The organism is Parafrankia elaeagni, from assembly GCF_000374165.1.
Taxonomy (GTDB): Bacteria; Actinomycetota; Actinomycetes; order Frankiales; family Frankiaceae; genus Parafrankia; species Parafrankia elaeagni.
The window spans coordinates 23336-46566 of sequence record NZ_KB893730.1 but is presented as its reverse complement, the minus strand read 5'-3'; the positions used below and the strand labels follow the sequence as shown (position 1 = coordinate 46566).

Genomic DNA, 23231 nt, shown 5'->3' with positions numbered 1-23231 from the left:
TGGCGCGAGCACGAAAGGCCTAAAAGGTATTCGATTCTAGTTTCATCTAATGATAGCGCGAGAAGTTTTCGTCCGATGACGGCCCTATGATGCGGAACCATGACGTTCTCGCCTGCTGGATGGAGTCGGATCGCCGGTGCATTCATTTCATTGGTCTCAGGAACACTGGCGGTAGGGCTCGCCTTCTGGACGGCCGTCCCCGCCTCGGCGGCAACGCCCCTGTTCATCGGCTGGTCGGGCCTGCTGCCGCCGCTTCCCACCGCGTATGCCCCGGCCGACGTGCAGGAGTGCATCGACGGCGACCCCGGGTGCGTCGACGCGACGATCGCGCGCATGCAGGACCGCTACGACCCACTGGCGGCGAGCTGTGACCACAACGCGGTGTTCGCGCTGACCTACCTGCGCACCACCGAGGAATACCGGCGGGTGGCGGCGCAGCCTGGTTTCTTCCAGGACGTCTCCCACGTCAACACCGAAGACGCCGTGTTCGCCGCGTACTACTTCCACGCCCACGACAGCTGGCGGGCCGGCGACGGCGCCGAGGTTCCCGCGGCGTGGCGGATCGCGTTCGACGCGGCAGCGGGCCGCCGCCTCACCGGCGCCGGAAACATCCTGCTGGGCATGAACGCGCACGTGAACCGGGATCTGCCGTTCGTGCTGGCCTCGCTGGGGCTGGTCTCGGCGGACGGCCGCAGCCGCAAGCCCGACCACGACAAGGTCAACGTCATGCTCAACCAGGTCGTCGATCCGCTGCTGCGGGAGGCGGCCGACCGGTTCGACCCCTCGATCGACAACATCGCGACCCCGCTGGGCCTGTCGTACACCGTGCTCATGCAGCTGCTGGTGACCTGGCGGGAGACTGCCTGGCGCAACGCCGAGCGCCTGGTGAACGCTCCCACCGCCGAGGCACGCGCCCGCGTCGAGAAGGAGATCGAGACGGCGGCCGCGGTCACCGCGAACACCCTGCGGACGGTGTACTCCGTACCCGGCCTTCTTCCGCCGGGCCAGGACAGGGACGCCTACTGCATGGCACGTTCCTGATGCCGTGACCGACTGGTGCCGGTGGCCGGCTCACCCGCGGGCCACCGGCACCAGCGGTCCACTCTCACGATGGATCGGGGGCCGTCGGTGACATCGGTGTCGCGTGACACTGTGCAGATACCCGAGCAGGGGCCGGCTGGTGACCGGCGGGTGGACGCCGCCCAGCTGCTCGACACACTCGGCGAGGTGGTGTTCCAGACCGACGCCGAGGGCCGGTGGACCTATCTCAACAAGGCGTGGGAGAGGCTCACCGGTTTCGAGACCGGGCCCAGCCTGGGAACCCGTTTCCTCGACTACGTCCACCCTGACGAGCTGGAGTACACGATCGCCCTGTTCATGGGGGTGGTGGCCGGCGGCGCTGATCACTGCCACCACGAGACCCGCTACCGCACCCGGGACGGCGGCTACCGCAGGGTCCAGATCCGGGCGATGGTGATCCGCGACGAGACGGGTGCGGTGGTCGGCAACACCGGCACGATCCTGGACGTCAGCGCGTCGCGCCACGGCACGGAGACGATCGGGGAGCATGCCGCCCTGCTCGAGCTGGTCCCGGCCCAGGTCGGCGGCGGCGACCTGCCGGTCGGCGTGGCTGTCTACGGCGCCGACCTGCGGCTGCGGCGCACCTCCCCGGTCATCGACCGGGTCGCCGGCACCCCGCAGCGTCTCGGCGCCCCGCTCTCCGACCTGGTGGACCTGCTGTCGCCGGCCGATCCGCGGCAGCGGCCCCTCGGGGGTGAGTGGGGGATGGTGCCCACCGCCCTGCGCACCAACCACGCCCAGACCGGCGACCTCGATGTCACCGTCGGGCGAGGGCCCGTCATGTCCCTGCGGGTATCGGTGATCCCCAGTCTGCAGGACGGCGAGGAGGTGCTGGCGGTCGTCCTCACCGACATCACCGACCTGCGCCGGGCCGAGAACCGGCAGGCGGGCCTGGCCCGGCTCGGCAGCCAGGCCGTGTCCGGTTCCGGAGTCGACGCGCTGGTCGCCGAGGCGATCCGTCTGATCACCTCCGTCCTCGACGGCACGCGGTGCGAGCTGGTCCGGCCCGACGGCCATATCCCGGACGGGGAGCCGACCATCGTCACCGCCCGGATCGGCGGCGTGTGGTCTCCGGTTGGCTTCCTGGCGGTCTGGCCACCGGCAGCGCGTCAGCTCGGCGAGGACGAGAAGACGTTCGTCCAGGCTGTCGCGCACGTCCTCACCGCGGCCATCGAGCGGGACCGGGCCGAACACGAGCTGCGCGGGCTGTACGAACGGGCCGAACGCGGCAAGGCCTGGCTCGCCGCGAGCGCCCGGATGACCGCCGGCGTGCTGACGGCACCCGGCATGCCCGCCGCCTTCGACGCGGTGGTGGCCATGGCGCGGCAGATGGCGGCCGTCGACCTCGCCGCGATCGCCGTCCCCGACGAACACGGCAACCTGGTGCTCACCGCGGCCGACGTCGCCTCCGACCTGCCCCTCCGGCCCGACGCGCTGCGCGGCCTGACCATCGGGCTCGCCGGCAGCCAGATCCGCGACGAACTGGCCCGCAGCCGGACGGTGCTCCTCGACTGCCTCGACCTTCGCGGCAGCCGCGTCCTGCCCGCACCGGACGTCTCGTTCGCCACCGCACTGATCGTCCCGATGCGTATCACGGACCAGTCGCCGGCCGTTCTCATCCTGGGCAATCATGCGGAGAGCACCCGACGCCCACCCGGCGACGTGGAACTGGTGCAGGCGTTCGCGAACGACGCCGCCCTCGCCGTCGAACTCGTCCGCGCCCAGCAGGAACGCGCCCGGCTCGCGGTGTTCAGGGACCGGGACCGGATCGCCCGGGACCTGCACGACCAGGTCATCCAGCGGCTGTTCGCGATCGGACTGCAGCTGCAGTCCCTCGTCCGCCTGATCGGGGATCTCGCCGCGGCCCGCCTCACCGCCGCCACCAGCGCCCTCGACCAGACCATCGAGGAAATCCGCCGGACCATCTTCGCCCTCCAGCCCTCGTGAGCCCCTCCAGCCCTCGTGAGCCCCTCCGTCCGGCCGGCGCCGGGTCAGGCCTGGGATGGTTGCGGGCCGGCGGGGCTAACGGGGCCAGCGGGCCGGTGGGCGTCGATCCAGGCGTCCACCACCGCCCACTGCATGGTCAGCCAGTCCGTGCGCTCCGTGCCCACCGCGGGGAGCTCGCCGGCCGGAATCCACCACCAGCGCACCTCCATCGGCTCCCGCAGCGGCAGCGCCTGCCACACCAGACCCGGCGTGACCAGGCTGTCCAGGCCCGTGTGGGCAACCACGACCGTCCCGGTGACGGTGCCGGCGTCCAGCGCGGCGAGCACCCCGGCGGGCCGCGGCGGGAGCACGTGGGTGAGGTCCTCTGCGATCCGGGCGTGGGCGCGTTGCCCGCGGCGGCGCAGCCCGGTGATCACCCGCTGGCGGCGCCTGGCGGTGAAGTTCGCCCCTTCGGGGAAGATGACCAGCGCGTCCCGGTCGGTCAGCCGGGCCGCGAGTTCGTTGACCCGCGCGACGGCCGTCGCGTCGGCGCCGTCCGTCCGCAGGAAACAGGCGCCGAGCCGGCCGAGCAGGATGTCGATCGCCGGGTCGAGCTGAAGGCTGGCCAGCAGCACGACCCGCGGGATTCGCTGATAGCGGTTCAGCACGAGGTCGACCAGCACGAACGAGTCGCCGACACCGGCGTGCCTGCTCGCGACCAACACAGGGCGGCCGACACACCCCGGCACCCCCGGCGGGGGCTCGTGCACGGTCAGCCGGAAGCTCATCAGCCGGCGCGCCGCCGCCATGACCAGCCCCAGCATGCCGCGCAGCAACGCGAGATGGGCCCGCTCCCACCGCATTCGCAGCAGCGGCCGGACCAGCCAGAGCCCGAACCCCGCAATGATCACTACTGCCTCGACGGCAAGGTAGGTCGCGGCCAGCGCGGCGATGCGACTGAGCCGTAACCTCCGGTCCAGCGGCGCGCCGATCAGGCCCAGCACCGCCACCGCGGCCCCGAGCGCCGTCCCCGCGACCGCGGCCGGGACGAAAACCGGATCGATGACCAGCCGGCGGACGGCCCGCGGCGGGACCCTCACCTGGCCCGACCCGACCCCGATACCCCGGGCGGCGCGGGCGGTACAGATGGCCGGGACGGCGCAGCGGGCACAGCAGGCGCAGCAGGCGCAGGCCCGGCCGGTGTGGCGGACACGGACGGTGCCTGCGGCGGGACACCGGTCCCGATCCGTTCGAGGTACTCGGCGGTGGCCTGGCGGGCCTGCTCGATCCGGCGGCGCACCCCGGCGGCCGACCGGTAACGCAGCCCGAGCAGCGGCGGCCCGTTCTCGCTGCCCACCGGCAGGACGTGCACCGCGACCCCCGCCGGCAGACTCGCCATCGCGTCGGCGAAGCCACGGCGGCGGGCGATCTCGAAGGCGACCAGCCCGGCCTCCCACGGCCAGCGCCCCGGGCTGAGCGGACGTTCGATCCGGCCGACGTGCAGCACATACACCGTCCGCGCGCCGAGGGCCACCGCCCGGCCCACCGGGGTGCTGTCGATCAGGCCACCGTCCACGTAGTGCTCGCCGTCGATCCTCACCGGCGGGAGCAGCGCGGGCACCGCGCAGGATGCCAGGACCGCGTCGACGAGCGCCCCCTGCCCGAACCAGTGCGCCGCCGCACGCTCGATGCTGGCGGCGACACACTGGAACGGGACGGGCAGCTCCTCGAAGGTGGCCGCGAGATGCTGGTGCAGCAGCCGCCGCAACGGCGCGTTCGAATGCAGACAGCCATGCTGGACGACCGTCGCCAGGCGCTTCGCCGGCCCGCCCGCGAACACCTCCGAGTTGCCGAGATCGGACCACAGCTCGGTCAGCCGACCGATCGCGGCGGCTGTCGGATCACCGGCGACAACCGCGCCGTTGATGGCCCCGACCGACGTCCCGACGACCAGGTCGGGCCGGGTGCCGGCGTCCAGCAGCGCGCCGAGCATGCCGACCTCCGCGGCGCCGAGCACCCCGCCGCCACCGAGCACGAAGGCCACCGGGCCCGCCTGGGCAGTGGGCGTAACAGCGGTCACCGGACGCTGCTACCCACGCGGACGCGCACCCATGCGAGCGGCCGATGATCAGAACTGTCGGACAGGTCCGCGGGTGGCGGATTCGAGGTGCATGCGGGCATCGCGGGGTTTTGGCCGCCGCCCGCGCGGAATAGCGGACGTGTCGGTACCCGCCTGCGACGTGCCGCCACGATGATGGGTCCGGCCCCGTTGCGCAGGGTGCCGGCGCGGGTACGAAAGCGGGTACGACGGAGACGGAGCGTGGTCATGGGCAGCACGCACGAGGTCGAGCGGAAGTTCGACGTGGACAGCACCTTCGCCTTGCCGGCGCTCACCCGCGTGCGCGGCGTCAGTTCCGCCTCCGGCGTCGAGGAGCGCCACCTCGACGCCGTCTACTACGACACCGACGACCTGCGGCTGGCTCGCAACCGCCTGGTGCTGCGCCGCCGCCGGGGCGGTGCGGACCAGGGCTGGCATCTGAAACTGCCCGCCGCGGACGGGGAGCGCGACGAGATCCAGCGCTCCCTGGGTGATCCCGATGTCATCCCGGAGGACCTGCTCGACCTGGTCTCGGTACGCACCCGCGGGCACGCACTACGGCCGGTGGCCCACCTGTCCACCGTCCGCCGTGCCCAGCGGCTGAGCGATGCGACCGGCGCCGACCTGATCGAGGTTGCGGACGACCTGGTCAAGGCCCAGACAATGGGCGACAGGACGGTCGTGTCGACCTGGCGCGAGATCGAGCTCGAGGCCGTCGACAGGGCCGGAACGAGGGTCCTGCCCGCCACCGCGAAGGCGCTTCGCGAGGCGGGCGCCCGGCCGTCCCACGCCCCCGCGAAGCTGCTGCGCGCCCTGGGCGACGATGTCGGGCCTGCCGAGGTCGAGATCCCTGCCGGGCCGCTGACCGTGGATGACCGCGCCAGCGCGGTCATCCACGGCTATCTGGCCGAGCAGACGGCGCGGCTGCTGGAGGAGGACCCACGGGTCCGCCTGGACACCCCGGAAGCCGTACACGACATGCGGGTGGCGGCCAGGCGGCTGCGCAGCACGGTGCAGACGTTCCGCCCGCTGTTCGACCCGGCGCGGGCGGCCGAGATCCAGACGGGCCTCAGAGCGCTCGGCGAGGCTCTCGGCGTCCCGCGCGATGCCGAGGTGCAGCTGGCGCGCCACCTGCGCGCCGTCGACTCGCAGCCGACGGAAGCCGTCCTCGGCCCGGTCCGCGCCAGGGTGGAGCAGACCTTCCTGGGTGAGCGGCTCCGCGGCGCGCAGCGCGCCGTCGCCTATCTGCGCAGCGAGCAGTACCTGACGTTCATCGAGACCCTGCTGGCCTTTGTGGCTGACACGGAGCAGACCGCGCCTGCCCGCCGTCCCGCGTCCCAGGTGCTCCCGAAGCTGGCCCGCAAGGCTGACCGGCGGCTGACCCGGCGGGTGGCGCGGGCCGAGCGCGCGGCAGCCGGCCGGCCCAGCGATGTCGCCCACCACGACGCCCGCAAGGCGGCCAAGCGGCTGCGGTACGCCTGCGAGGCGGTCGCCCCCGTCTTCGGCCCGGATGCGGCGCGGCTCGGCAGGCGGGCGAAGAAGGTCCAGGACATGCTCGGCGAGCACCAGGACTGCGTCGTGGCCCGGGAGCGGATGCGGACACTCGCGATCGCGGCGAACCTGGCCGGCGAGTCGTCCTACACCTACGGGCTGCTCACCGGCGCCGAGAACGCACGCGCCGAGCGGACGATCGACGAGTTCACGGCGCGCTGGCCCGGACTCGCCCGCAGGCGCTACCGGCGCTGGCTCCATGGCTGAGCGGGCCGTGTCCCCCCGGCCCGCGGCGGAGGCATCCGCACGCGGGCCTGTCGACCTGCGCCGTGTGTTCCGGCGGCACGCCGCCGGTGTCACGATCGTGACCATGGCGGGCCCGCGCGGCCCGGTGGGCTTCACCGCGACTTCCGTGGCGTCGCTGTCCGAGGAGCCGCCGCTGGTCTCGCTGGCGCTGTCGACCCGCTCGTCCCTCGCCTCCGTGCTGACCGGGGCCAGCACGCTCGTGGTCCATCTGCTCTCCGCGGGCCATGACGACCTCGCGGCCCGGTTCGCGCGGCCCGGAGCCGACCGGTTCGCGCCCCCGACCCGCTGGCGCAGGCTGCCCGGGGGCGAGCCCCTGCTCCTCGACGCGGAGGTCTGGATGCGCTGCCGCATCCGGCGGCGCACGGTCGAAGGGGACCACCACCTGGTCATCGCGGAGATCCTGGAGAGCCGCGTCGGCCGGGCTGACCCGCCGCTGATCTACCACGACGGCAGCTACGGCACGCTCGGACCACGGCCGGGGGCAGGACCGGGGTCGGGGCCGGGCAGCGGGGCGGTCCGGCAGGCCGCGCCGCCCGGCGACGGCGATCTCGGCATCCGCTGACGCGGCGCGGCGCGGCGCGGCGCGAGCGACGCGGCGCGGCGCGCCAGCGGCGATGTGGTGACCTCTCAGGGCCGGCGCAGCAGCATCGCGCCGGCCGGGGCGAGGCCGCCGGTGCTGACGGCGACGGCGGAGCAGCTGTCGACCTGACGCGGGCCGGCCTCGCCACGCAGCTGGACGACCGCCTCGTGGATCATGCCCATCCCGTGCGTACGACCCGCGGAGAGCTGCCCCCCGTGGGTGTTGAGCGCCACGATCCCGCCTTCGCGGGCGATGTTGTGGCCGCCGGCGACGAAGTCCGCCGCCTCGCCGACACCGCAGAAGCCCATGGCCTCCAGCCACGACAGACAGTTGAAAGTGAAGCCGTCGTAGAGCTGCGCGGCCTGCACGTCGGCCGGGCGCAGCGAGGTGCGTGACCACATGTGCGCGGAGGGGCCGAGGGTCTGCGGCTCGTGGCTCATCGTGCTCTGGTGCCAGAGAAAACGCTCCGTGACCTGGGTGCCGACCGCCTCGACGAACACGGGCGGCCTGGCGAGGTCGTGCGCGGTCTCCACCGCCGAGACGATGACGGCGATGCTCGCGTCCATCGGGACGTCGCAGTCGTACAGCCCGAACGGAGTGGTGATCATGCGGGCGGAGAGGTAGTCGTCCATGGTCATCGGGTCGCGGTACACGGCGTGCGGGTTGAGCGCCGCGTTGGCACGCTGGTTGATCGCGATCCAGCCCAGAGCCTCGCGGGTGGCACCGTAGCGGCGGAAGTAGTTCGAGGCGATCATGCCGAGGTTGAGCGCGACGGAACCCAGGCCGTACGGCGCGACATACCCCTGCGGCCCCGCCACCCGGCCGCCTCGGCCGCCGATGCCGTAGGGGCTGGCGCCCCCGGGGTTGGCCGCACGCTGCTGCGCGGCGTAGGTGGCCTGCCACACCGTCCGGAAGCACAGGACGTGCCGGGCGAGGCCGCTGGCGACCGCGAGCATGGCGCCGATGACCGCGCCGCCGGGGCCGAAGGTCTCCGCACCGCCGTTGTACCAGGTGGGCTGGATACCGAGGGTGTCGGCGAGCGCGACCACCCCGCCCTCGGTGAAGCCGCCGATCAGCTCGCCGCCGGGGAAGGTGGACAGCCCGTCGATGTCGGCCAGGTCCAGCCCGGCGTCGGCGACCGCCGCTCTGGCTGCGGTGGCGGCCAGGGTGAGCGGTGGCAGCATGAGCCGCCGGCCGACCGGCGACATGCCGATGCCGGTGATCGCCACCCTGTCCTCGAACTTGTCGGCGCGCACCATGGGACGCACATGCCGCCCGTGCTCGGCGGGCGGCACGATGTCATCGGGCAGGGGCCCGAACACCGGGCCGTGGACGCTCCCGCCCGGTGCGGGCGAGGCTGCCACGTCGGACGGAGTTCCCAGGTCCGCCAGCGGCGGGTCCGGCGCGAAGACCGGTAGCCACACGTCCTCGCGCTGCTCGAACCGCACGCGGACCCGCAGCCCGACCGCCGCGTCCGCGGGCGGGACGTCCACCAGGCTCGTGACCACGCGGACCCGCGGATCCTCGTCGATCGCCACGGAGGCGACGACGAAGGGGGGCGGGAAGGCCGGCTCCCACTGCTGGTGGTTGACGGTGACGCCGACGACGGTCCCGCGGCCGCTGACCTCGGCGGCCCCTCGACGCTCGGAGCGGCAGTAGCGGCAGACGGGCTGCGGAGGGTGGGTGAGCGAGGCGCAGTCCTCGCAGCGCTGGAACCGCAGGACGCCGTCCCGACCCGCGGACCAGTAGAAGGCGTTGAGATCGTCCACCGCCGGCAGTGGGCGGGCCACCGGGGCGCCTCCGTCCCCGCCGGCCTGTCCGTCGTGCTGTCTCTTGCCATCGCTGTCCCGAGTCGTCACACTCCAGATAATATTTTTGAGACTTGAGAAAGCAATCCCCCCCAAGCCGCTGGAGGCGCCCTGTGTGGGAGTTCGAGACCGAGCCCGAGTTCCAGAAGAAGCTCGACTGGGCCGAGGAGTTCGTCACCGAGGAGGTCGAGCCGCTCGAGACCCTGTGGCGGCACCAGGTCTTCCAGCGGCCGGTCAGCCCGCTGCTGGCCCGCATCATCGAACCGCTCAAGCAGCAGGTCCGCGACCAGGAACTGTGGGCCTGCCACCTCGGCGCCGACCTCGGCGGCCAGGGCTACGGCCAGGTGAAGCTCGCGCTGCTCAACGAGATCATCGGACGGGCGGCCTGGGGACCGGTGATCTTCGGGACGGCCGCGCCCGACACGGGCAACGCCGAGATCCTCGCCCACTACGGGACCGAGGAGCAGAAGAAGCGCTACCTCCAGCCCCTGCTGGACGGCGACATCGTCTCCTGCTTCGCGATGACCGAGCCGCAGGGCGGCTCCGACCCGAGCGTGTTCACCACCCGTGCCGAGCGGGACGGCGACGGCTGGGTCATCAACGGCCTGAAGTTCTTCGCCTCGCACGCCCGGTGGGCGTCGTTCTACCTCGTCATGGCGGTCACCAACCCGGACGTCAGCGTCCACCAGGGCGCGTCGATGTTCATCGTGCCCAGCGACACGCCGGGCATCGTGATCGAACGCAACCAGGCGCTGTTCGGGCAGGAGAAGGCCGGGAACGGCACTCACGGGACCGTCCGCTTCACCGACGTCCACGTCCCGGCCGAGAACGTTCTCGGCGGTGAGGGGCAGGCCTTCGCGATCAGCCAGACCCGTCTCGGCGGGGGGCGGATCCACCACGCGATGCGCACTGTCAGCCAGGCCCGCCGTGCCCTGGACATGATGGTCGAACGCGCGCTGAGCCGGGAGACGAAGGGCAGCCGGCTGTCCGACAAGCAGTCGGTGCAGAACTACCTGGCCGACTCCTACGCCGAGCTCACCCAGTTCCGGCTGTACGTGCTGTACGTGGCCTGGCGCATCGACAAGCTGAAGGACTACCGCGCCGTCCGGCACGACATCGCCGCCGTGAAGGTCCTCACGCCGCAGGTCATGCACAACATCACCCAGCGGGCGCTGCAGGTGCACGGAGCGCTCGGGACGACGAACGACCTGCCCCTCAACGAGTGGTTCTCCGGCTCGATGATCCTGGGCCTGGCCGACGGCCCCAGCGAGATCCACCGGGTGACGGTCGCGCGCGCCGTGCTGCGCACGGGCAGGCCCGCCGAGGGCATCTGGCCGACCTACTACCTGCCGAACCGGCAGGAGAAGGCCCGCAGGAAGTACGCCGAGCTGCTCGGTATCGACGCCACGGACCCGGCGCTCGTGGGCGGGGAAGACATCGTATGAGCACGACTGACGCGAACCCGGCGTCGGCTGCGGAGCTCACCGCCGGCGCCGGCGGTGAGGCCGACGCCGACGTCACCGCAGGCCTCGACGTCGGCGCAGGCCTCGATGTCGGCGCGGGCCTCGATGTCGGCGCGCTGGGCCGGTGGATGGACAGCCAGGACCTGCCCGGCAGCGGGCACCCGGTTACCGCGCGGCTGCTCTCCGGTGGGCGACAGAACGAGATCTTCGAGGTCGGCCGGGGCGACTTCCGCGCCGCGCTGCGCCGGCCGCCGGCAGCGGCCCCGGCCGAGCGGGACGCCGGCATCCTGCGGGAGTGGCGGATCATCGAGGCGCTCACCGGCACGGACGTCCCGGTCGCCGACGCGATCGCCGTCTGCGATGACCCGAGCGTCATCGGCCGTCCCTTCTACCTGATGGACGTGGTGGACGGCTGGTCGGTGATGAGCACGCCGGGGTGGTGGGCACCGCCGTTCGACCAGGATCTGGAGGCCCGCGGCGACCTGGCCTACGAGCTCGTCGACGGCATCGCGCGGATGGGCGCCGTGGACTGGCGGGCCCGCGGCCTCGGCGACCTCGGCCGGCCCGACGGCTACCACGAGCGGCAGGTGGCGCGCTGGACGCGGTTCTACGAGCGGATCCGCGGCCGGGAGATCCCGGGTCTCGACGAGGCGACGGCCTGGCTGGCGTGCCACCGGCCACTCGACTTCGTCCCGGGTGTCATGCACGGCGACTACCAGTTCCCGAACGTGATGTTCCGGCATGGCACACCGGCCCGGCTGGCGGCCATCCTGGACTGGGAGATGGGCACGATCGGCGACCCGAAACTGGACGTCGCCTGGGCGCTGCACAGCTGGCCGGAGGATCCCGACGGCCCGGCGGACCACGAGCACCTCGCGGGCATGCCGCCGCGCTCGAAACTCCTCGCGTTCTACGCGGAGCGCTCCGGTCGGCAGGTGGATGACTTCGACTACTACCTGGTGCTGGCAAAATGGAAGCTGGCAATCGTCCTTGAGCAGGGCTACCAGCGTGCCGACGGCGACCCGAAGCTCGAGGATTTCGGAGGTTACGTGGTCAGGTACATGCGTGAGGCGGCGGAAACCGCCGCCTCGAGCGACTACCCGGCGGTGCCGTGGCAGGCAGTGCAGTGACGGGTGCCGCCGACCCGAGCGCGATCCGCCGGCTCGCGGCGGGTCGGCGGCGCTACGGCAATCTGAAGGACGAGGCCGCCGCCTTCATCCGGGAGGCGGTGGTCTCCGGCAGCCTGCCCCCACGGAGCAAGGTCGACCAGGACGAGATCGCCGAGGTGCTCGGGATCAGCCGCGCACCGGTCCGCGAGGCGCTCATCGAACTGGCGCAGAAGGGCTTCGTGGACGCGGTTCCCCGCCGCGGCGCGTTCGTCGCCGAGGTCACCGTCGAGGACATCGAGGACCACTACGAGGTCGTCGCGCTGGTGTCCGGGATGACCACGCGGCGCGCGGTACGGAAACTGACGGCACAGGAGCTGGACGAGCTGGACCGGCTGCACCGGGAAATCGCCGGCACCGAGGAGGCGTCCCGCCGCAGGGCTCTCGACCGCCGTTTCTTCCAGATCGTCGCCACGGCGGGGAAGTCACCGCGGCTGGACGCGATTCTCGCGTTCCTCGGCGGGGTGCTCCAGGGCAGCTTCTACTTCGATTCTCCGGCGTCGGCGGGCAACGAGGCGAAGTACCGGGAGCAGCTGCTCGGCGCGATCCGGTCCGGTGACGTGGCGGAGGCGACGCGGACCAGCGAGGAGCACGTGCGCTCCTGCGCCGCCGTCACCATTGACCACCTGCGCAGCCGCGGCTACTGGCCACCACCCGAAGCGACGGGGCGGGTGTGACTACTGAGCTTTAATCTTTGAGGTCAGAGCGGTTTTCTGTCCCTGTCTACCAGCGGGTTTGTGTTGGGTAGACCGGTTGTATGAGGTATGCGACGGGTGGCGGGTTGACGCCCGCCGATCAGGTGGAACGTGAGCGGGTCCGGTTGGCCGCGGCCAGCCGGTTCGCGGCGGGGGCGAGCCAGGCCGAGGTCGCCCGGGAGTTCCGGGTGACCCCGAAGACCGCGAGCCGCTGGCACCGACTCTGGGAGACCGAGGGTGAGGCCGGGCTGCGCTCGGCCGGGTCGGGGTCGCGGTGCCGGTTGAACAACCGGGACCTGGCCCGGCTGGAAGCGATCCTGCGCCGTGGTCCGGGACCGTACGGCTGGGATGATCAGCGGTGGACCCTGGCCCGGATCGCCGAGGTGATCGAGCAGGAGTTCGGAGTCACCTACACCCTGGCCGGGGTGTGGCTGCTGCTGGACCGCCATGGCTGGTCGTGCCAGCTGCCCGCTCGCCGCGCGCTCGAACGCGACGACGCCACGGTCGAGACCTGGACGCGACAGGAGTGGCCGGCGGTAAAACCACCGCGGCGGCCCAGGGCGCCTGGATCTGTTTCCTCGACGAGACAGGACAGAGCCTGAGGCCGCCACGGGCACGGACCTGGGGTCGGCGCGGGCGGACACCGGTGGTGCGGGTACCCGGGCGGGGCGGGAACGGCCGGGTGAGCGTGGTCGGGATGGTCTGCTACCGGCCCGGGTGGCGGCCACGACTGCTCTACCGGACCCGGACCTGGCGTGGTGGTGGCGGACAGAAAGGTATCGGCTGGGCCGACTGCCGGGATCTGCTGGCCGCCGCGCACGCCCAGCTTCCCGGGGGCCGGCTGGTACTGGTCTGGGACCGGGTGAACATCCACCGGCAGGCGGAGATGACCACGTTCCTACGGGAGCACACCGGCTGGGTGAGCACGGTGCTCCTGCCCGCCTACGCCCCGGACCTGAACCCGGCCGAGATGGGTTTGCCGGACTGCGGGGTGCGTAGATTTCTCTGGTCATGATGTTCTTTCTCCTTGCCGATATGAGGGTTGCTCCTCGGCGGGGTCGTCGGTCCAGCGGCGGCGGTTGTGGTAGCCGGCCGGGAGCTGGTGCAGGGCACGCAGCCGTTCGATCTCGGCCTGGTCGGCGGTGATGATCCAGCGGTAGGGCGGTCGGCTGTCCTGGCGTCCGGTGGCCCAGCCACGCCGGATCCAGGTGTACAAGGTCGCCGCCGGCATCCCGATCTGGCGAGCAAGCGCGGTCAGCCACCACTGGTCGGGGCCGAGGCTGCCCTGGTCGGTGCGACGGTTGTCATCCAGGCCGGGGCGCAGGCCCAGACGGCGGACCAGATGCTGGATCTCGCCGACGTTGAAACGTTCATGCAGGTGGGGGGTGTGGAACCCGTCGGCGGCGAGCTGGTCGGCGATCGCGGAGTTACCCAGGCCCGCCGCGACGAGCTGTTCGAGCCGTCTGGCCAGCGCCGGGCGGTAGGACAGCTGGTCGATCCGGGCCACCGGGCGGACCAGGTCGGCGTGGGTCTGGTAGCCGCCGGCCCAGGTGATGACGGCGTGCACCCGCTCGCTGGCGCCGGCGACGGTGACCGTGACCTGGTCGACCACCGCGCGGATCAGTCTCTTGCGGTCGGCCACGGTGGTCGTCGGAGCCGACCACAGCGCCGGGATGTCGGCAGCCAGAGCGCGGATCGCGGCCTGGTCGGCGGCGGAGAGACGGGCGGGGCGCTGGCGGGTGAACCGCGTATGGTCCTCGGCGAGCTGTGCCCGGGCGGCCAGTGCCTGTTCCCACTCGCGTTCAAGCTGCCTGGTCACCAGACGGTTCTCAGGCTCGGCCAGCTGGTACTGGCGGCGGGCGCGTTCGCAGGCGTACTCGGCGCGTTCCCGGCGCTGCCCCCAGATCCGTTCCACCTGCGCGCGGTGCGCCTCGATCTGCTCGGCTGCACGCAGCGACACTTCCAGTCCCGACGGTGCCAGCGCTACCAGCACCCGGGAGACAACATGATCGTCTACCACGGCCCCGGCCAGCTGCTGGCAACGCGGCTCACCGTAGGTGTGATGGCGCCGCTGACAGCAGTAGCGGTGCAGCAGCCCGCCAGCCCCGGACTCGTAGGAGACCTGCATCCGATGCGCGCAACGTCCGCAGACCACCAGCCCGGCCAGCAGCGCCGGACCATCCCGCGGGGCTCCTGGGCTGTCCGCCCGCGCCCGGTTCGCGGCCATCCGCGCGAGATGGCGCTCGTACTGCTCGACACTGATATAGGCCGGCAGCGCACCGTCGATACGCACCCGCCACTGCTCGGCACCCAGGCCGCGGACCCGTCCGGAATGCTCGCACCCGGGGCGCCGCCGAGACGGATCGGTGCGGCTACGACCATAGGCGTAGATCCCCGCATACACCGGATTACGAAGCATGTTGACCAGGCCCTGCTGGTGCGGCGGACGCCAGACCACCTCGCCCTTCCCCGGCCCCGACCGCTCCCGCATCCCGATCTGCACACGGTTTTCCACCAGGAACCGCAACACCGCGTGCACGGTACCCAGCCGGTCGAACATCTCGAACACCAGACGCACCACAGCCTGGACCTGCTCGTCCGGATCGAGGGCAGCCTCTCCCGAGGAGCGGCGCACATATCCGGCCGGCAGCGGCACCGCCAACTCCCCACGGCCCGCCTTGACCCACCGCCCCGCCGTCATCCTCTGCTTAAGCAGGTGCAGCTCGACCTCGCTCATGGTGCCCTTCAACCCGAGCAGCAGCCGATCGTTGTACTCATTCGGATCGTAAACCCCATCGGTGTCGGCCAGCAGCACTCCCGCCAGCGAACACAACTCGACCAGCTGATACCAGTCACGGCCTACCCGAGCCAGCCGCGACATCTCCAACCCCAGCACCAGACCCACATGCCCCAGGCTGATCTCGGTGACCAGCCGGGCGAACCCCGGCCGCTCAGCCGCACCACCCGCCGAACGCCCCAGATCCTCATCGATCAGCAGCACCCGCGAGGACGGCCAGCCCAACGCCACCGCCCGTTCCCTCAGCCCGTACTGCAGCCGGGTCGACTCGCCATGGTCAACCACCTGCTGACGGGAGGACTGGCGCACGTACACCACCGCCAGACGGTCCCGATGCCGACCCTGGACCTTGCCCGTCTCACGCTCACCCAGCAGCAGCATCAACATCACCGCCGCCCAACCCGCCGCCGTCGACCATCCGACCCGCCAGCCGCTCCACCAGCATGATCAGAATTTCGGTCGCCTCCCGCCGGTTCGGCTCCGGCAGCAACGCCCACCGCACGACCGCCTCGATCTGGGGAGGCCGTCTCCTGTCCCGGCGCTGTCCACGACGCACCGCCTTCACACTGCCCACGGACCCGCAGTCGATCAACCAGCTCAACCAGCCGCAGCAGGCCCTCCCTACCGATAATCGGCGCGTCAACACCGCCCTGTCCATCGCAGCCCGCACTGCGGCAAACCGACTGAGGGAGCATGGTCCCAACTCAAACGCACCGCCCTGGTGCACCTGGCAGCCCGCGGCCTCGACGAGGTCTGCCAGGCGGTCAAGCACGGACTGAAACAGCTGCAGTACCGGCCCGGTCTGCTCTTCGGGTTCTTCGCCGAAACCGGCCTGGCCTGGGAGGAGCTGTGGTCAACATGACTCTACGCATTAAAGTTCAGTACCGCGTTCTTTCCAGGTATCCAACCGGCATCAACACGCCTGAACTGGGTAATTGGAAGATCATGAGCGAGGTCGTGGAAAAATCCGCCGAACCGGACCGCCACCCACAGGCCGATGACGAGAACCGCGGCCCTGGGCCGGGCGAGACACCGGAGGAGCGCCGCAACCGCAACTGGGCGGAGATTCTCCAGGAACTGCGGGTCGCGCAGACCGGCGTGCAGCTGCTCTCGGCGTTCCTCCTCGCGCTGCCGTTCCAGAACAGGTTCTCCACGCTGAGTTCGGGCCAGGAGTGGCTCTATCTCGGGGTCGTGGGGCTGGCAATCTCCGCCATGGGCCTGCTGGTGACTCCGGTCAGCATGCATCGCGCCATGTTCCGGAAGAAGGAGAAGGAGAATCTGGTGGTGGTGGCGAACCGGCTGGCCCAGGCGGGCCTGGCCCTGTTCGCGGTGGCTGTCTCCGGCGTCGTGGTGCTCATCTTCGACGTGACCAAGGGCTTCACGGCCGGCGTTGTCGCCGGTGCGGTCAGCCTGGTGATGTTCGCGGTCCTGTGGGTCGCGGTTCCGGTCGCCATCCGGCCACTGGCGACCGCGATCGACTGAGACAGGCGACTGAGACAGGCGGCTGCCGAACCGTGGTTCGACAGCCGCCTGGTGTGGCCGGGGTGCCGAACCACCGGGGCCCTCGGGTCAGCCGCGGCGGGTCAGCAGTTCCTGAGCCTTGGTCCGCAGGCCGGCGGAGAACACGCCCCAGCGGTTCTCGTCCCCCTTGAGGAGGGCCGCGGCGGCGTCGCGCACCTGCTCGAACGTGGCGTGCGGGGGAATCGGGGGGAAGTCCGGATCGGTACGGACGTCCAGCACCACCGGCCGCCCGGCCGACAGAGCCCGCTCCCAGGCGCCCCCGATCTGCCCGGGCTCGTCGACGGCGATCCCGTCGAGCCCCACCGAGCGGGCGAAGTCGGCGTAGGACACGTCGGGCAGCGTCTGCGACTCGGTGAACTTCGGCGCGCCCTGCATGGCCCGCATCTCCCAGGTCACCTGGTTCAGGTCGTTGTTGTGCAGGACGGCGATCACGAACCGCGGGTCCGACCACTCCCGCCAGTAGCGGGCGATGGTGAGCAGCTCGGCCATTCCGTTCATCTGCATCGCCCCGTCACCCTCGAAGATGACGACCGGTCGGTCGGGATGCGCGTACTTCGCCCCGATGCCATAGGGCACACCTGGGCCCATCGTCGCCAGCGTGCCTGACAGAGAACCGCGCATCTCGCCACGGAACCGCAGGTCACGCGCATACCAGTTGGCGGCCGAACCGGAGTCCGCGGCGATGATCGCGTTGTCCGGCAGCCGTGACGAGGCCTCCCAGAACAGCCGCATCGGGTTGATGGGCTTTCCCTCGACGAATGCCTCCCGCTCGACCGTCTCCCACCACCGGGCGACATTGCTCTCGACCCTCTCCCGCCAGCCCCGGTCCTCCTTGCGCTGGAGCAGGGGCATGAGCGCGCGCAGGGTGGCGGCGGCGTCCCCGACCAGATTGACCTCGTACGGGTACCGCATTCCGATGTACTTCGCGTCGATGTCGATCTGCACGGCGCGCGCCTGGTCCAGCTCGGGCAGGAACTGGGTGTAGGGGAAGTTCGACCCGACCGTGAGCAGCGTGTCGCAGTCCCGCATCAGCTCGTAGCTCGGCCGGGTGCCCAGCAGGCCGATCGCCCCGGTGACGTAGGGCAGATCGTCAGCCAGGACGTCCTTGCCCAGCAGCGCCTTCGCGACCCCGGCGCCCAGCAGGTCCGCGACCTGCGTCAGCTCCGCCCGCGCGCCCCGGGCGCCCTGCCCGGCCAGAATCGCGACCCGCCTGCCGGCGTTCAGCAGCTCCGCCGCCGCACGCACCCCGTTGTCGTCCGGGGACACCGCCGGCCAGCGAACGCCCAGACTGGACGGGACCATCTTGAACTCGTGCGACGGCCCGGTGTACCTGAGCTCCTGGACATCCGCCGGAATGATCACGCAGGTGGGGGCGTGCTCCGCCATCGCCACCCGGAACGCCCGGTCCAGCACGTTCGGCAGCTGCTCGGGAACGGTCACCATCTGCACGTAGTCGCTGGCGACGTCCTTGAACAGGCTGAGCAGGTCCACCTCCTGCTGGTAGGAGCCGCCGATCGCCGAGCGGTCCGTCTGGCCGACGATCGCGACCACCGGAACGTGGTCCAGCTTCGCGTCGTAGAGGCCGTTGAGGAGGTGAATCGCCCCCGGGCCGGACGTCGCGGCGCACACTCCGACGTGTCCGGAGAACTTCGCGTACCCGACCGCGGCCAGCGCCGCCATCTCCTCGTGGCGGGTCTGCACGAACCGCGGCTGGTTGTCAGCTCGACCCCAGGCGGCCAGCAGTCCGTTGATGCCGTCCCCCGGATAGCCGAAGACCTGCTCGACCCCCCACTCACGCAGACGGGCGAGAACGTGGTCACCGACGGTCTGACTCATGTCAGGGGGTCCTTTCGCACTCCGGCGGGCGGGCCGCGTCCCGGCGCTCCCGAGCGCTCTCCCCCGGCGGCCAGGACCAAAACACCTCCGGCGGGCCCGGCAGAACCGGGGTTCATCCCCAGAGCCCCGGGAAGACCCCGGACGTCAAGCGGGGGACCGGTTGAACCGCGGAGAGCGAGCGAGTGATGGCAACCAGGAAGCAGGACGGCGGGGCCGGGAAGCAGGACGGCAAGGCGCCGGGCAGGACGCAGGACAAGCGGCGGCAGGCGGAACAGGCCCGCTCCGACGTCCCCTCGACGGTGGCCCGTTCGGACGACAAGGCCGTGCGCACGTGGAAGAAGACCCACGATTCAGCCGTCGAGACCTACGGGGAAGGCGCACGGGCACACCGGGCCGCCTTCGCCTCCCTCAAGCACACCCATGAGAAGACGGGCGACCACTGGGAACCGAAGGCCAAGGCCGGACCTTCCGACGCGCAGGCCGCGAAGCGGGCACCGCAGTCGCTGCGCAATCCGTCCCGGACAGCGGAGGGCGTCGACGCCAACGCCTCCGTGGCGCACCTGCGGGAGGTCGCCCGCGATCTCGACATCGCGGGGCGTTCGACGATGAAGAAGGCCGACCTCGTGGAGGCCATCAAGAAGGCGAACCGGCGAGCCACCGCCGCGGCGCGCACGAGGTGACGCGCACGATGTGAAAAGAGGCGAACATGCGTGGATCAGAACAAATGTTCGATCGCATCGAGCGGGAGGAGAGGATTGATCCGGTCGCCGGGCGCGTGTCGGCATTCTGGATGTCGGCGCTCCGATCGGAGAAGCTGCGGGACGTCCTCAGCGGCCGGCAGCTCGGGCACCCACTGCATCCGGCGGCCGTGCTCGTACCGGCCGGGACGCTGCTGAGCGCGACCCTGCTGGACGTCACCGGCGGCGCGGAGCTTCGCCCCGCCGCCCGCCGGCTGATCGGCCTCGGTCTCCTGACGGCCCCCGCGGCCGCACTGGCCGGCTGGTCGGACTGGCTCGACACCGCGGGCGCCGAGCGCCGCGTCGGCCTCGTCCACGCCGCGTCCAACATCGTCGGGCTCGCGAGCTACGCGGTGTCGTGGCGCCAGCGGCGCCGTGGCGGGAGCGGGCTGGCGGCCAGCCTCGCCGGGGCGACCGCCCTCGGTGTCGGTGGCTGGCTGGGCGGCCATCTGGCCTATGCCCTCGGAGTCGGGGTGGACACCACCGCCTTCCAGCGCGGCCCCACCGAGTGGACGGACGTCCTCGCGGCCGGCGAGGTCACCACGGACCTGCGGCAGGTCGAGATCGACGGGGTGCCGGTGCTGCTGACCCGGGTCGACGGCCGGGTCGTCGCCATCAGCGACCGCTGCACGCACCGGGGTGCCCCGCTGCACGAGGGCGAGCGCACCGGCGGCTGTGTGCGCTGCCCCTGGCACGGAAGTCAGTTCGATTTGGCCTCCGGCGAGGTCGTCCAGGGCCCGGCGACTCGTCCGCAGCCGGTGTACGAGGTCCGCGAGACCGCCGGGCGGGTGGAACTGCGCCGGTCGGAGGTCCGCTCGCTGCGGGCCAACCCCGTCGGGCCCTCCACGGGCCGAGAACTGCTGCCGGCCCGCGGCGGGGATCACGCCACCGTCACCACGGCAGAGCCCCGCGCGAGCCAGCCGGTGTGACGAGCAGCGGGTGGCGGGTGGGAGCGGGTGGGAGGAGACCGGGTGGCCGTCAGCCGTCCCGGTCGCCGCCGAGGACGGACCGTGCCTTCGCGGTCATCCGTTCGGCAGCCTGCGCGACCTTCCGGACGGCGGAATGCTTCGCGTGGGAGATCGCGACCTTCTCCAGTTTCTCGCCCGCCCAGTCGGCATGGCCATGCGCCGTGGGTTCCAGCTCCCGAACCGCCGACTCCAGCAGATCCCGGGAGGTGCCCTTGTCCGCTCCGCGGGCGAGGGCGGCGAGCAGCCGCACGTTCAGCCCGGACTGCGTCGCGGCGGCGGCGAAGGCCCGTAGCCCGGCCTGGTCGAAGGTCTCCGGATCAGCTGAACCGGACAACAGGAGTGCCTCAGTCGTCTTCGTGTCCAGACCTTCGACGGCGCGACCGGCGGGACTGGCGTACTGGGGGTTCCCGCCGAGGCTCTCGATCAACCGCTCCCAGATCCCGATCGCCTGGAAGGTCTCGCTCTCGAGCTCGCCGTAGCGGGAACGCAGGCCGGGGTTGTCCGCACGGGCCCGCAGGGTGCGGAGCAGGCTGACCCGCTTCCGCTCGTGCGCGACGAACGCGGAGAGCTGATCGGCCAGAAACGGCCCGTGCAGGCCCGTGTCCCGGGCGAGGTCGCCGTAGTCGTCCTCGGCGACCTCGCGCAGCGGGGATACGGTGACCATCGGTCCGGGCCGGATGACGGCTCCGGTCTCGGGGCGTACCACGGTGACTGGCATTTTCACTCCTGTCAGGTCGAACGGGCGTACGACTCGGCCCGCAGCCGCTCCACCGGGTGCGGGCCCTCGGTCTCCAGCCGGTAGTCCGTGCCGAACCGCTGCCGGTGGTCGTCGATGACCTGCTCGCTGGGCACTCCACCCGCGTTGACCTTCGCCTGGCGCTCCTGGAACCGGCGGTGGGAGTCCATGACGTAGCCCGTTCCGAGGCTCGTCAGGTCAACCTGGTCCGCGAGGATGTCCCGCACGTACTCCTTGTTGGGCTCGAACCGGACGGGCTCCGGCAGCGCCGCGGGCAGGATCTCCTCGGGCTCCCGGCCGTCGTACCGCTTCAGCAGCTCAGTCGCCGCCTGAAGCTGCCCGATCTCCATCGCCAGGTGCAGCTCCCAGATGTCCCTGATGCGCCGGTCCGGCTCCTGGGCGGCAAAGGAGTAGTACATGTAGCACTCGTTGTACTCATGCTGGACGAGCTGCTCGAACCAGCTCTCGGCCGGGTCGAGCATCGACTCGTACTGGGTGACGTGTTCCTCCTCGACCATCGCGATCTCCGCGTAGAGCGACCGCGCCAGCGGCTCCATGTACCTGTTGCCGATGTTCATGTAGAAGTTCATGGTCTGCTGCTCGGCCGCGGTGATGGTGATGGCGTGCAGGCGGCTGCGCGGATCGGCGGTGTGCGCGTCAAGGTGCCGGCGGATGTTGTCCCGCGGGTGCCGGTGTTCGTTGGCGGTCGGGCGGCCCGGCATCACCTCGGTGAGCTGCCGCACGACCCCCTCGGCGGTCCTGCCCTCCAGGAGCTCGTAAAGGTTGGCGTACCGGTACAGATGGTCGAAATCCTCGACAAGGCCGAAGTCATAGGTCTGCTTCAGATACGGGTCCGGCTCGCTGCGGGCGAGCCAGGCCGTCAGGTCGACGGCCACCTGTTCGTATCCGAGGGTGACTTCCAACGTCGATTCGTCGCCGGGTATGAGCCAGTTGACGACCTTCTGCTGTTGTTGCTCAAGGGCCCTGGCCTCGGCCAGGACCTCCTTGACCTCCGGCACGTCGGTGTGCCGGTTGAACTGGTGGCTGAACAGAATGCTCTCGACCTCGATGCCGTTCATCGCGATCACCCGGCACCGGGTGTAGGGGTCGACCTCGTTGCGGTCGTAGGGTGCGACGTTCAGTTCCGACCAGTTGCGCACCTGGTCGTCGAGGGCGATGCCCTTCTCGTGCAGAGGATCAAAGCTCATAAGTCCGGCTCCCCGGTCCACTGATTGTGCGGGCTGCTGCCTGAGCGGGTCCGCTGGCGTCGCGGTCCCTCGCCAGCCACGTGCGCTGGGGACATCACGATCAGCTGATGACGTCACAATGTGCCGGCCTCACCTGGGACACGCCCGCGCATAAAAACGCCATGAGGCGCCTCCGCGCAGAACCTCCGTGCACGGCCGACTGCTCGCTGATGCTGCGGGGTGTCTGCTCCCCCGCCCTCTGACTCGTTCCGTCGCCAGACGCCGTCAAACACCGACCGTCCCGGGGGAGGGCGGCGGCTCTGCGCAGGCCGGACAGAGGGTTTGCGGCAGGTTCGGTCGGGCAGGGGGAGGGCGCCACATTGTCGTCGGACCGCCGCCATGAGCCCGGGACGGCCGACATATCACCCGGTGGGTGTCATGCCACGCGACGACTCGGCGGACGAGGGCGAGCGGACGCACCAGATAAGTGGACACGACGGACTCGGCACCATTGTCAGTCGCTCGCTCGCGGAGTTCGGGGATCTGGTGGGCCAGGCTCCCGAACGGGTCACCGGGGCACGCCGGACGGACGCGGGATGGTCGTTGCTGGTGGACCTCACCGAGCTGGAACGCATCCCGTCGACAACCAGCGTGCTCGCCACCTACCGGCTCGACGTCGACGAGCAGGGCTTCCTGGTCGGCTATGAGCGGTTGCGGAGATTCGTGCGCGGCTCCACCGATTGAGCCCTGATCTCCGAGCGCTCAGCGCGGCTGCCAGGGGCCACCGCCGCCGGGCGGCACCGCAGGTATCCGGAGCACGGCAGACAGCTGGAAGA

General features: G+C 71.2%; 22 protein-coding genes. 14 read left to right on the top strand and 8 right to left on the bottom strand.

The annotated features are described in order from the left end of the window. Positions 1 to 150 precede the first annotated feature (150 nt). Positions 151 to 1041: a DUF5995 family protein gene (locus B207_RS0118360; protein WP_018638040.1), complete on the top strand. Its 891-nt coding sequence runs from the start codon at positions 151 to 153 to the stop codon at positions 1039 to 1041. Positions 1042 to 1128: 87 nt separating this feature from the next. Continuing rightward, on the top strand, positions 1129 to 3027 hold the full coding sequence (locus B207_RS0118355; protein ID WP_035741190.1) for a PAS domain-containing protein: 1899 nt from the start codon (positions 1129 to 1131) through the stop codon (positions 3025 to 3027). A gap of 44 nt (positions 3028 to 3071) precedes the next feature. On the opposite strand, the gene B207_RS0118350 is transcribed toward B207_RS0118355, so the two are convergent. Beyond that, positions 3072 to 4106 carry a 1-acyl-sn-glycerol-3-phosphate acyltransferase gene (locus B207_RS0118350; protein ID WP_018638038.1) on the bottom strand — a complete coding sequence of 345 codons (1035 nt, stop codon included), beginning with the start codon at positions 4104 to 4106 and terminating at the stop codon, positions 3072 to 3074. Further along, the gene (locus tag B207_RS34495; protein ID WP_018638037.1) at positions 4103 to 5050 is read right to left on the bottom strand and encodes a patatin-like phospholipase family protein; all 948 of its coding nucleotides are present in this window, start codon (positions 5048 to 5050) and stop codon (positions 4103 to 4105) included. The genes B207_RS0118350 and B207_RS34495 overlap by 4 nt, the downstream gene beginning before the upstream one ends. 282 nt (positions 5051 to 5332) lie before the next feature. Here B207_RS34495 and B207_RS0118340 point away from each other — a divergent pair, with 282 nt between their 5' ends. Together B207_RS0118340 and B207_RS34490 are read left to right on the top strand one after the other, a co-directional pair. Next, the gene (locus B207_RS0118340) at positions 5333 to 6862 is read left to right on the top strand and encodes a CYTH and CHAD domain-containing protein (protein ID WP_018638036.1); all 1530 of its coding nucleotides are present in this window, start codon (positions 5333 to 5335) and stop codon (positions 6860 to 6862) included. After that, on the top strand, positions 6855 to 7463 hold the full coding sequence (locus B207_RS34490; protein WP_018638035.1) for a flavin reductase family protein: 609 nt from the start codon (positions 6855 to 6857) through the stop codon (positions 7461 to 7463). The genes B207_RS0118340 and B207_RS34490 overlap by 8 nt, the downstream gene beginning before the upstream one ends. 65 nt (positions 7464 to 7528) lie before the next feature. Here B207_RS34490 and B207_RS0118330 read toward each other — a convergent pair whose 3' ends face one another. Continuing rightward, the gene (locus tag B207_RS0118330) at positions 7529 to 9271 is read right to left on the bottom strand and encodes a thiolase C-terminal domain-containing protein (RefSeq protein ID WP_018638034.1); all 1743 of its coding nucleotides are present in this window, start codon (positions 9269 to 9271) and stop codon (positions 7529 to 7531) included. Positions 9272 to 9402: 131 nt separating this feature from the next. Between B207_RS0118330 and B207_RS0118325 the strand changes: the two genes are divergently transcribed. From B207_RS0118325 to B207_RS38535, 5 genes are all read left to right on the top strand, one after another. Continuing rightward, entirely contained in the window at positions 9403 to 10734 is a 1332-nt protein-coding gene (locus B207_RS0118325) for an acyl-CoA dehydrogenase family protein (protein WP_018638033.1), read from the top strand. 146 nt (positions 10735 to 10880) lie between these two features. Beyond that, positions 10881 to 11882, top strand: coding sequence for a phosphotransferase family protein (locus B207_RS0118320; RefSeq protein WP_154675451.1), 1002 nt, complete (start codon positions 10881 to 10883; stop codon positions 11880 to 11882). Further along, the gene (locus B207_RS0118315) at positions 11879 to 12595 is read left to right on the top strand and encodes a GntR family transcriptional regulator (RefSeq protein ID WP_018638031.1); all 717 of its coding nucleotides are present in this window, start codon (positions 11879 to 11881) and stop codon (positions 12593 to 12595) included. The genes B207_RS0118320 and B207_RS0118315 overlap by 4 nt, the downstream gene beginning before the upstream one ends. A 104-nt stretch (positions 12596 to 12699) precedes the next feature. Then, positions 12700 to 13215, top strand: coding sequence for a winged helix-turn-helix domain-containing protein (locus tag B207_RS0118310; RefSeq protein ID WP_018638030.1), 516 nt, complete (start codon positions 12700 to 12702; stop codon positions 13213 to 13215). After that, on the top strand, positions 13140 to 13628 hold the full coding sequence (locus B207_RS38535; RefSeq protein ID WP_154675445.1) for a transposase: 489 nt from the start codon (positions 13140 to 13142) through the stop codon (positions 13626 to 13628). The genes B207_RS0118310 and B207_RS38535 overlap by 76 nt, the downstream gene beginning before the upstream one ends. Here the strand turns inward: B207_RS38535 and B207_RS0118300 are convergent. Then, on the bottom strand, positions 13623 to 15791 hold the full coding sequence (locus tag B207_RS0118300) for a recombinase family protein (RefSeq protein ID WP_018638028.1): 2169 nt from the start codon (positions 15789 to 15791) through the stop codon (positions 13623 to 13625). The two genes, B207_RS38535 and B207_RS0118300, sit on opposite strands and share 6 nt — an antisense overlap. Continuing rightward, positions 15775 to 15912, bottom strand: coding sequence for a hypothetical protein (locus tag B207_RS39880; RefSeq protein ID WP_018638027.1), 138 nt, complete (start codon positions 15910 to 15912; stop codon positions 15775 to 15777). Before B207_RS39880 ends, B207_RS0118300 begins: the two co-directional genes overlap by 17 nt. 219 nt (positions 15913 to 16131) lie before the next feature. Here B207_RS39880 and B207_RS40710 point away from each other — a divergent pair, with 219 nt between their 5' ends. Both B207_RS40710 and B207_RS0118285 read left to right on the top strand, forming a co-directional pair. Then, positions 16132 to 16272, top strand: coding sequence for a hypothetical protein (locus tag B207_RS40710; RefSeq protein WP_018638026.1), 141 nt, complete (start codon positions 16132 to 16134; stop codon positions 16270 to 16272). An 83-nt stretch (positions 16273 to 16355) separates the two neighbouring features. Beyond that, on the top strand, positions 16356 to 16892 hold the full coding sequence (locus B207_RS0118285) for a DUF6328 family protein (RefSeq protein WP_018638025.1): 537 nt from the start codon (positions 16356 to 16358) through the stop codon (positions 16890 to 16892). A gap of 87 nt (positions 16893 to 16979) precedes the next feature. Here B207_RS0118285 and B207_RS0118280 read toward each other — a convergent pair whose 3' ends face one another. After that, positions 16980 to 18767 carry a thiamine pyrophosphate-requiring protein gene (locus B207_RS0118280; protein ID WP_018638023.1) on the bottom strand — a complete coding sequence of 596 codons (1788 nt, stop codon included), beginning with the start codon at positions 18765 to 18767 and terminating at the stop codon, positions 16980 to 16982. A 185-nt stretch (positions 18768 to 18952) separates the two neighbouring features. Here B207_RS0118280 and B207_RS0118275 point away from each other — a divergent pair, with 185 nt between their 5' ends. Then, the gene (locus B207_RS0118275) at positions 18953 to 19447 is read left to right on the top strand and encodes a ChaB family protein (protein WP_018638021.1); all 495 of its coding nucleotides are present in this window, start codon (positions 18953 to 18955) and stop codon (positions 19445 to 19447) included. Between the two features lie 44 nt (positions 19448 to 19491). Continuing rightward, positions 19492 to 20433: a Rieske 2Fe-2S domain-containing protein gene (locus B207_RS0118270; RefSeq protein WP_018638019.1), complete on the top strand. Its 942-nt coding sequence runs from the start codon at positions 19492 to 19494 to the stop codon at positions 20431 to 20433. Positions 20434 to 20482: 49 nt separating this feature from the next. Here the strand turns inward: B207_RS0118270 and B207_RS0118265 are convergent, their stop codons facing one another. After that, on the bottom strand, positions 20483 to 21190 hold the full coding sequence (locus B207_RS0118265) for a hypothetical protein (protein WP_018638017.1): 708 nt from the start codon (positions 21188 to 21190) through the stop codon (positions 20483 to 20485). A gap of 11 nt (positions 21191 to 21201) precedes the next feature. Next, complete coding sequence (locus tag B207_RS0118260) at positions 21202 to 22416, bottom strand: hypothetical protein (RefSeq protein ID WP_018638015.1); 1215 nt, start codon at positions 22414 to 22416, stop codon at positions 21202 to 21204. Positions 22417 to 22833: 417 nt separating this feature from the next. On the opposite strand from B207_RS0118260, the gene gvpO reads away from it, so the two are divergent. Then, the gene (gvpO, locus tag B207_RS38530; protein WP_084692204.1) at positions 22834 to 23139 is read left to right on the top strand and encodes a gas vesicle protein GvpO; all 306 of its coding nucleotides are present in this window, start codon (positions 22834 to 22836) and stop codon (positions 23137 to 23139) included. The last annotated feature ends 92 nt before the right edge of the window (positions 23140 to 23231 follow it).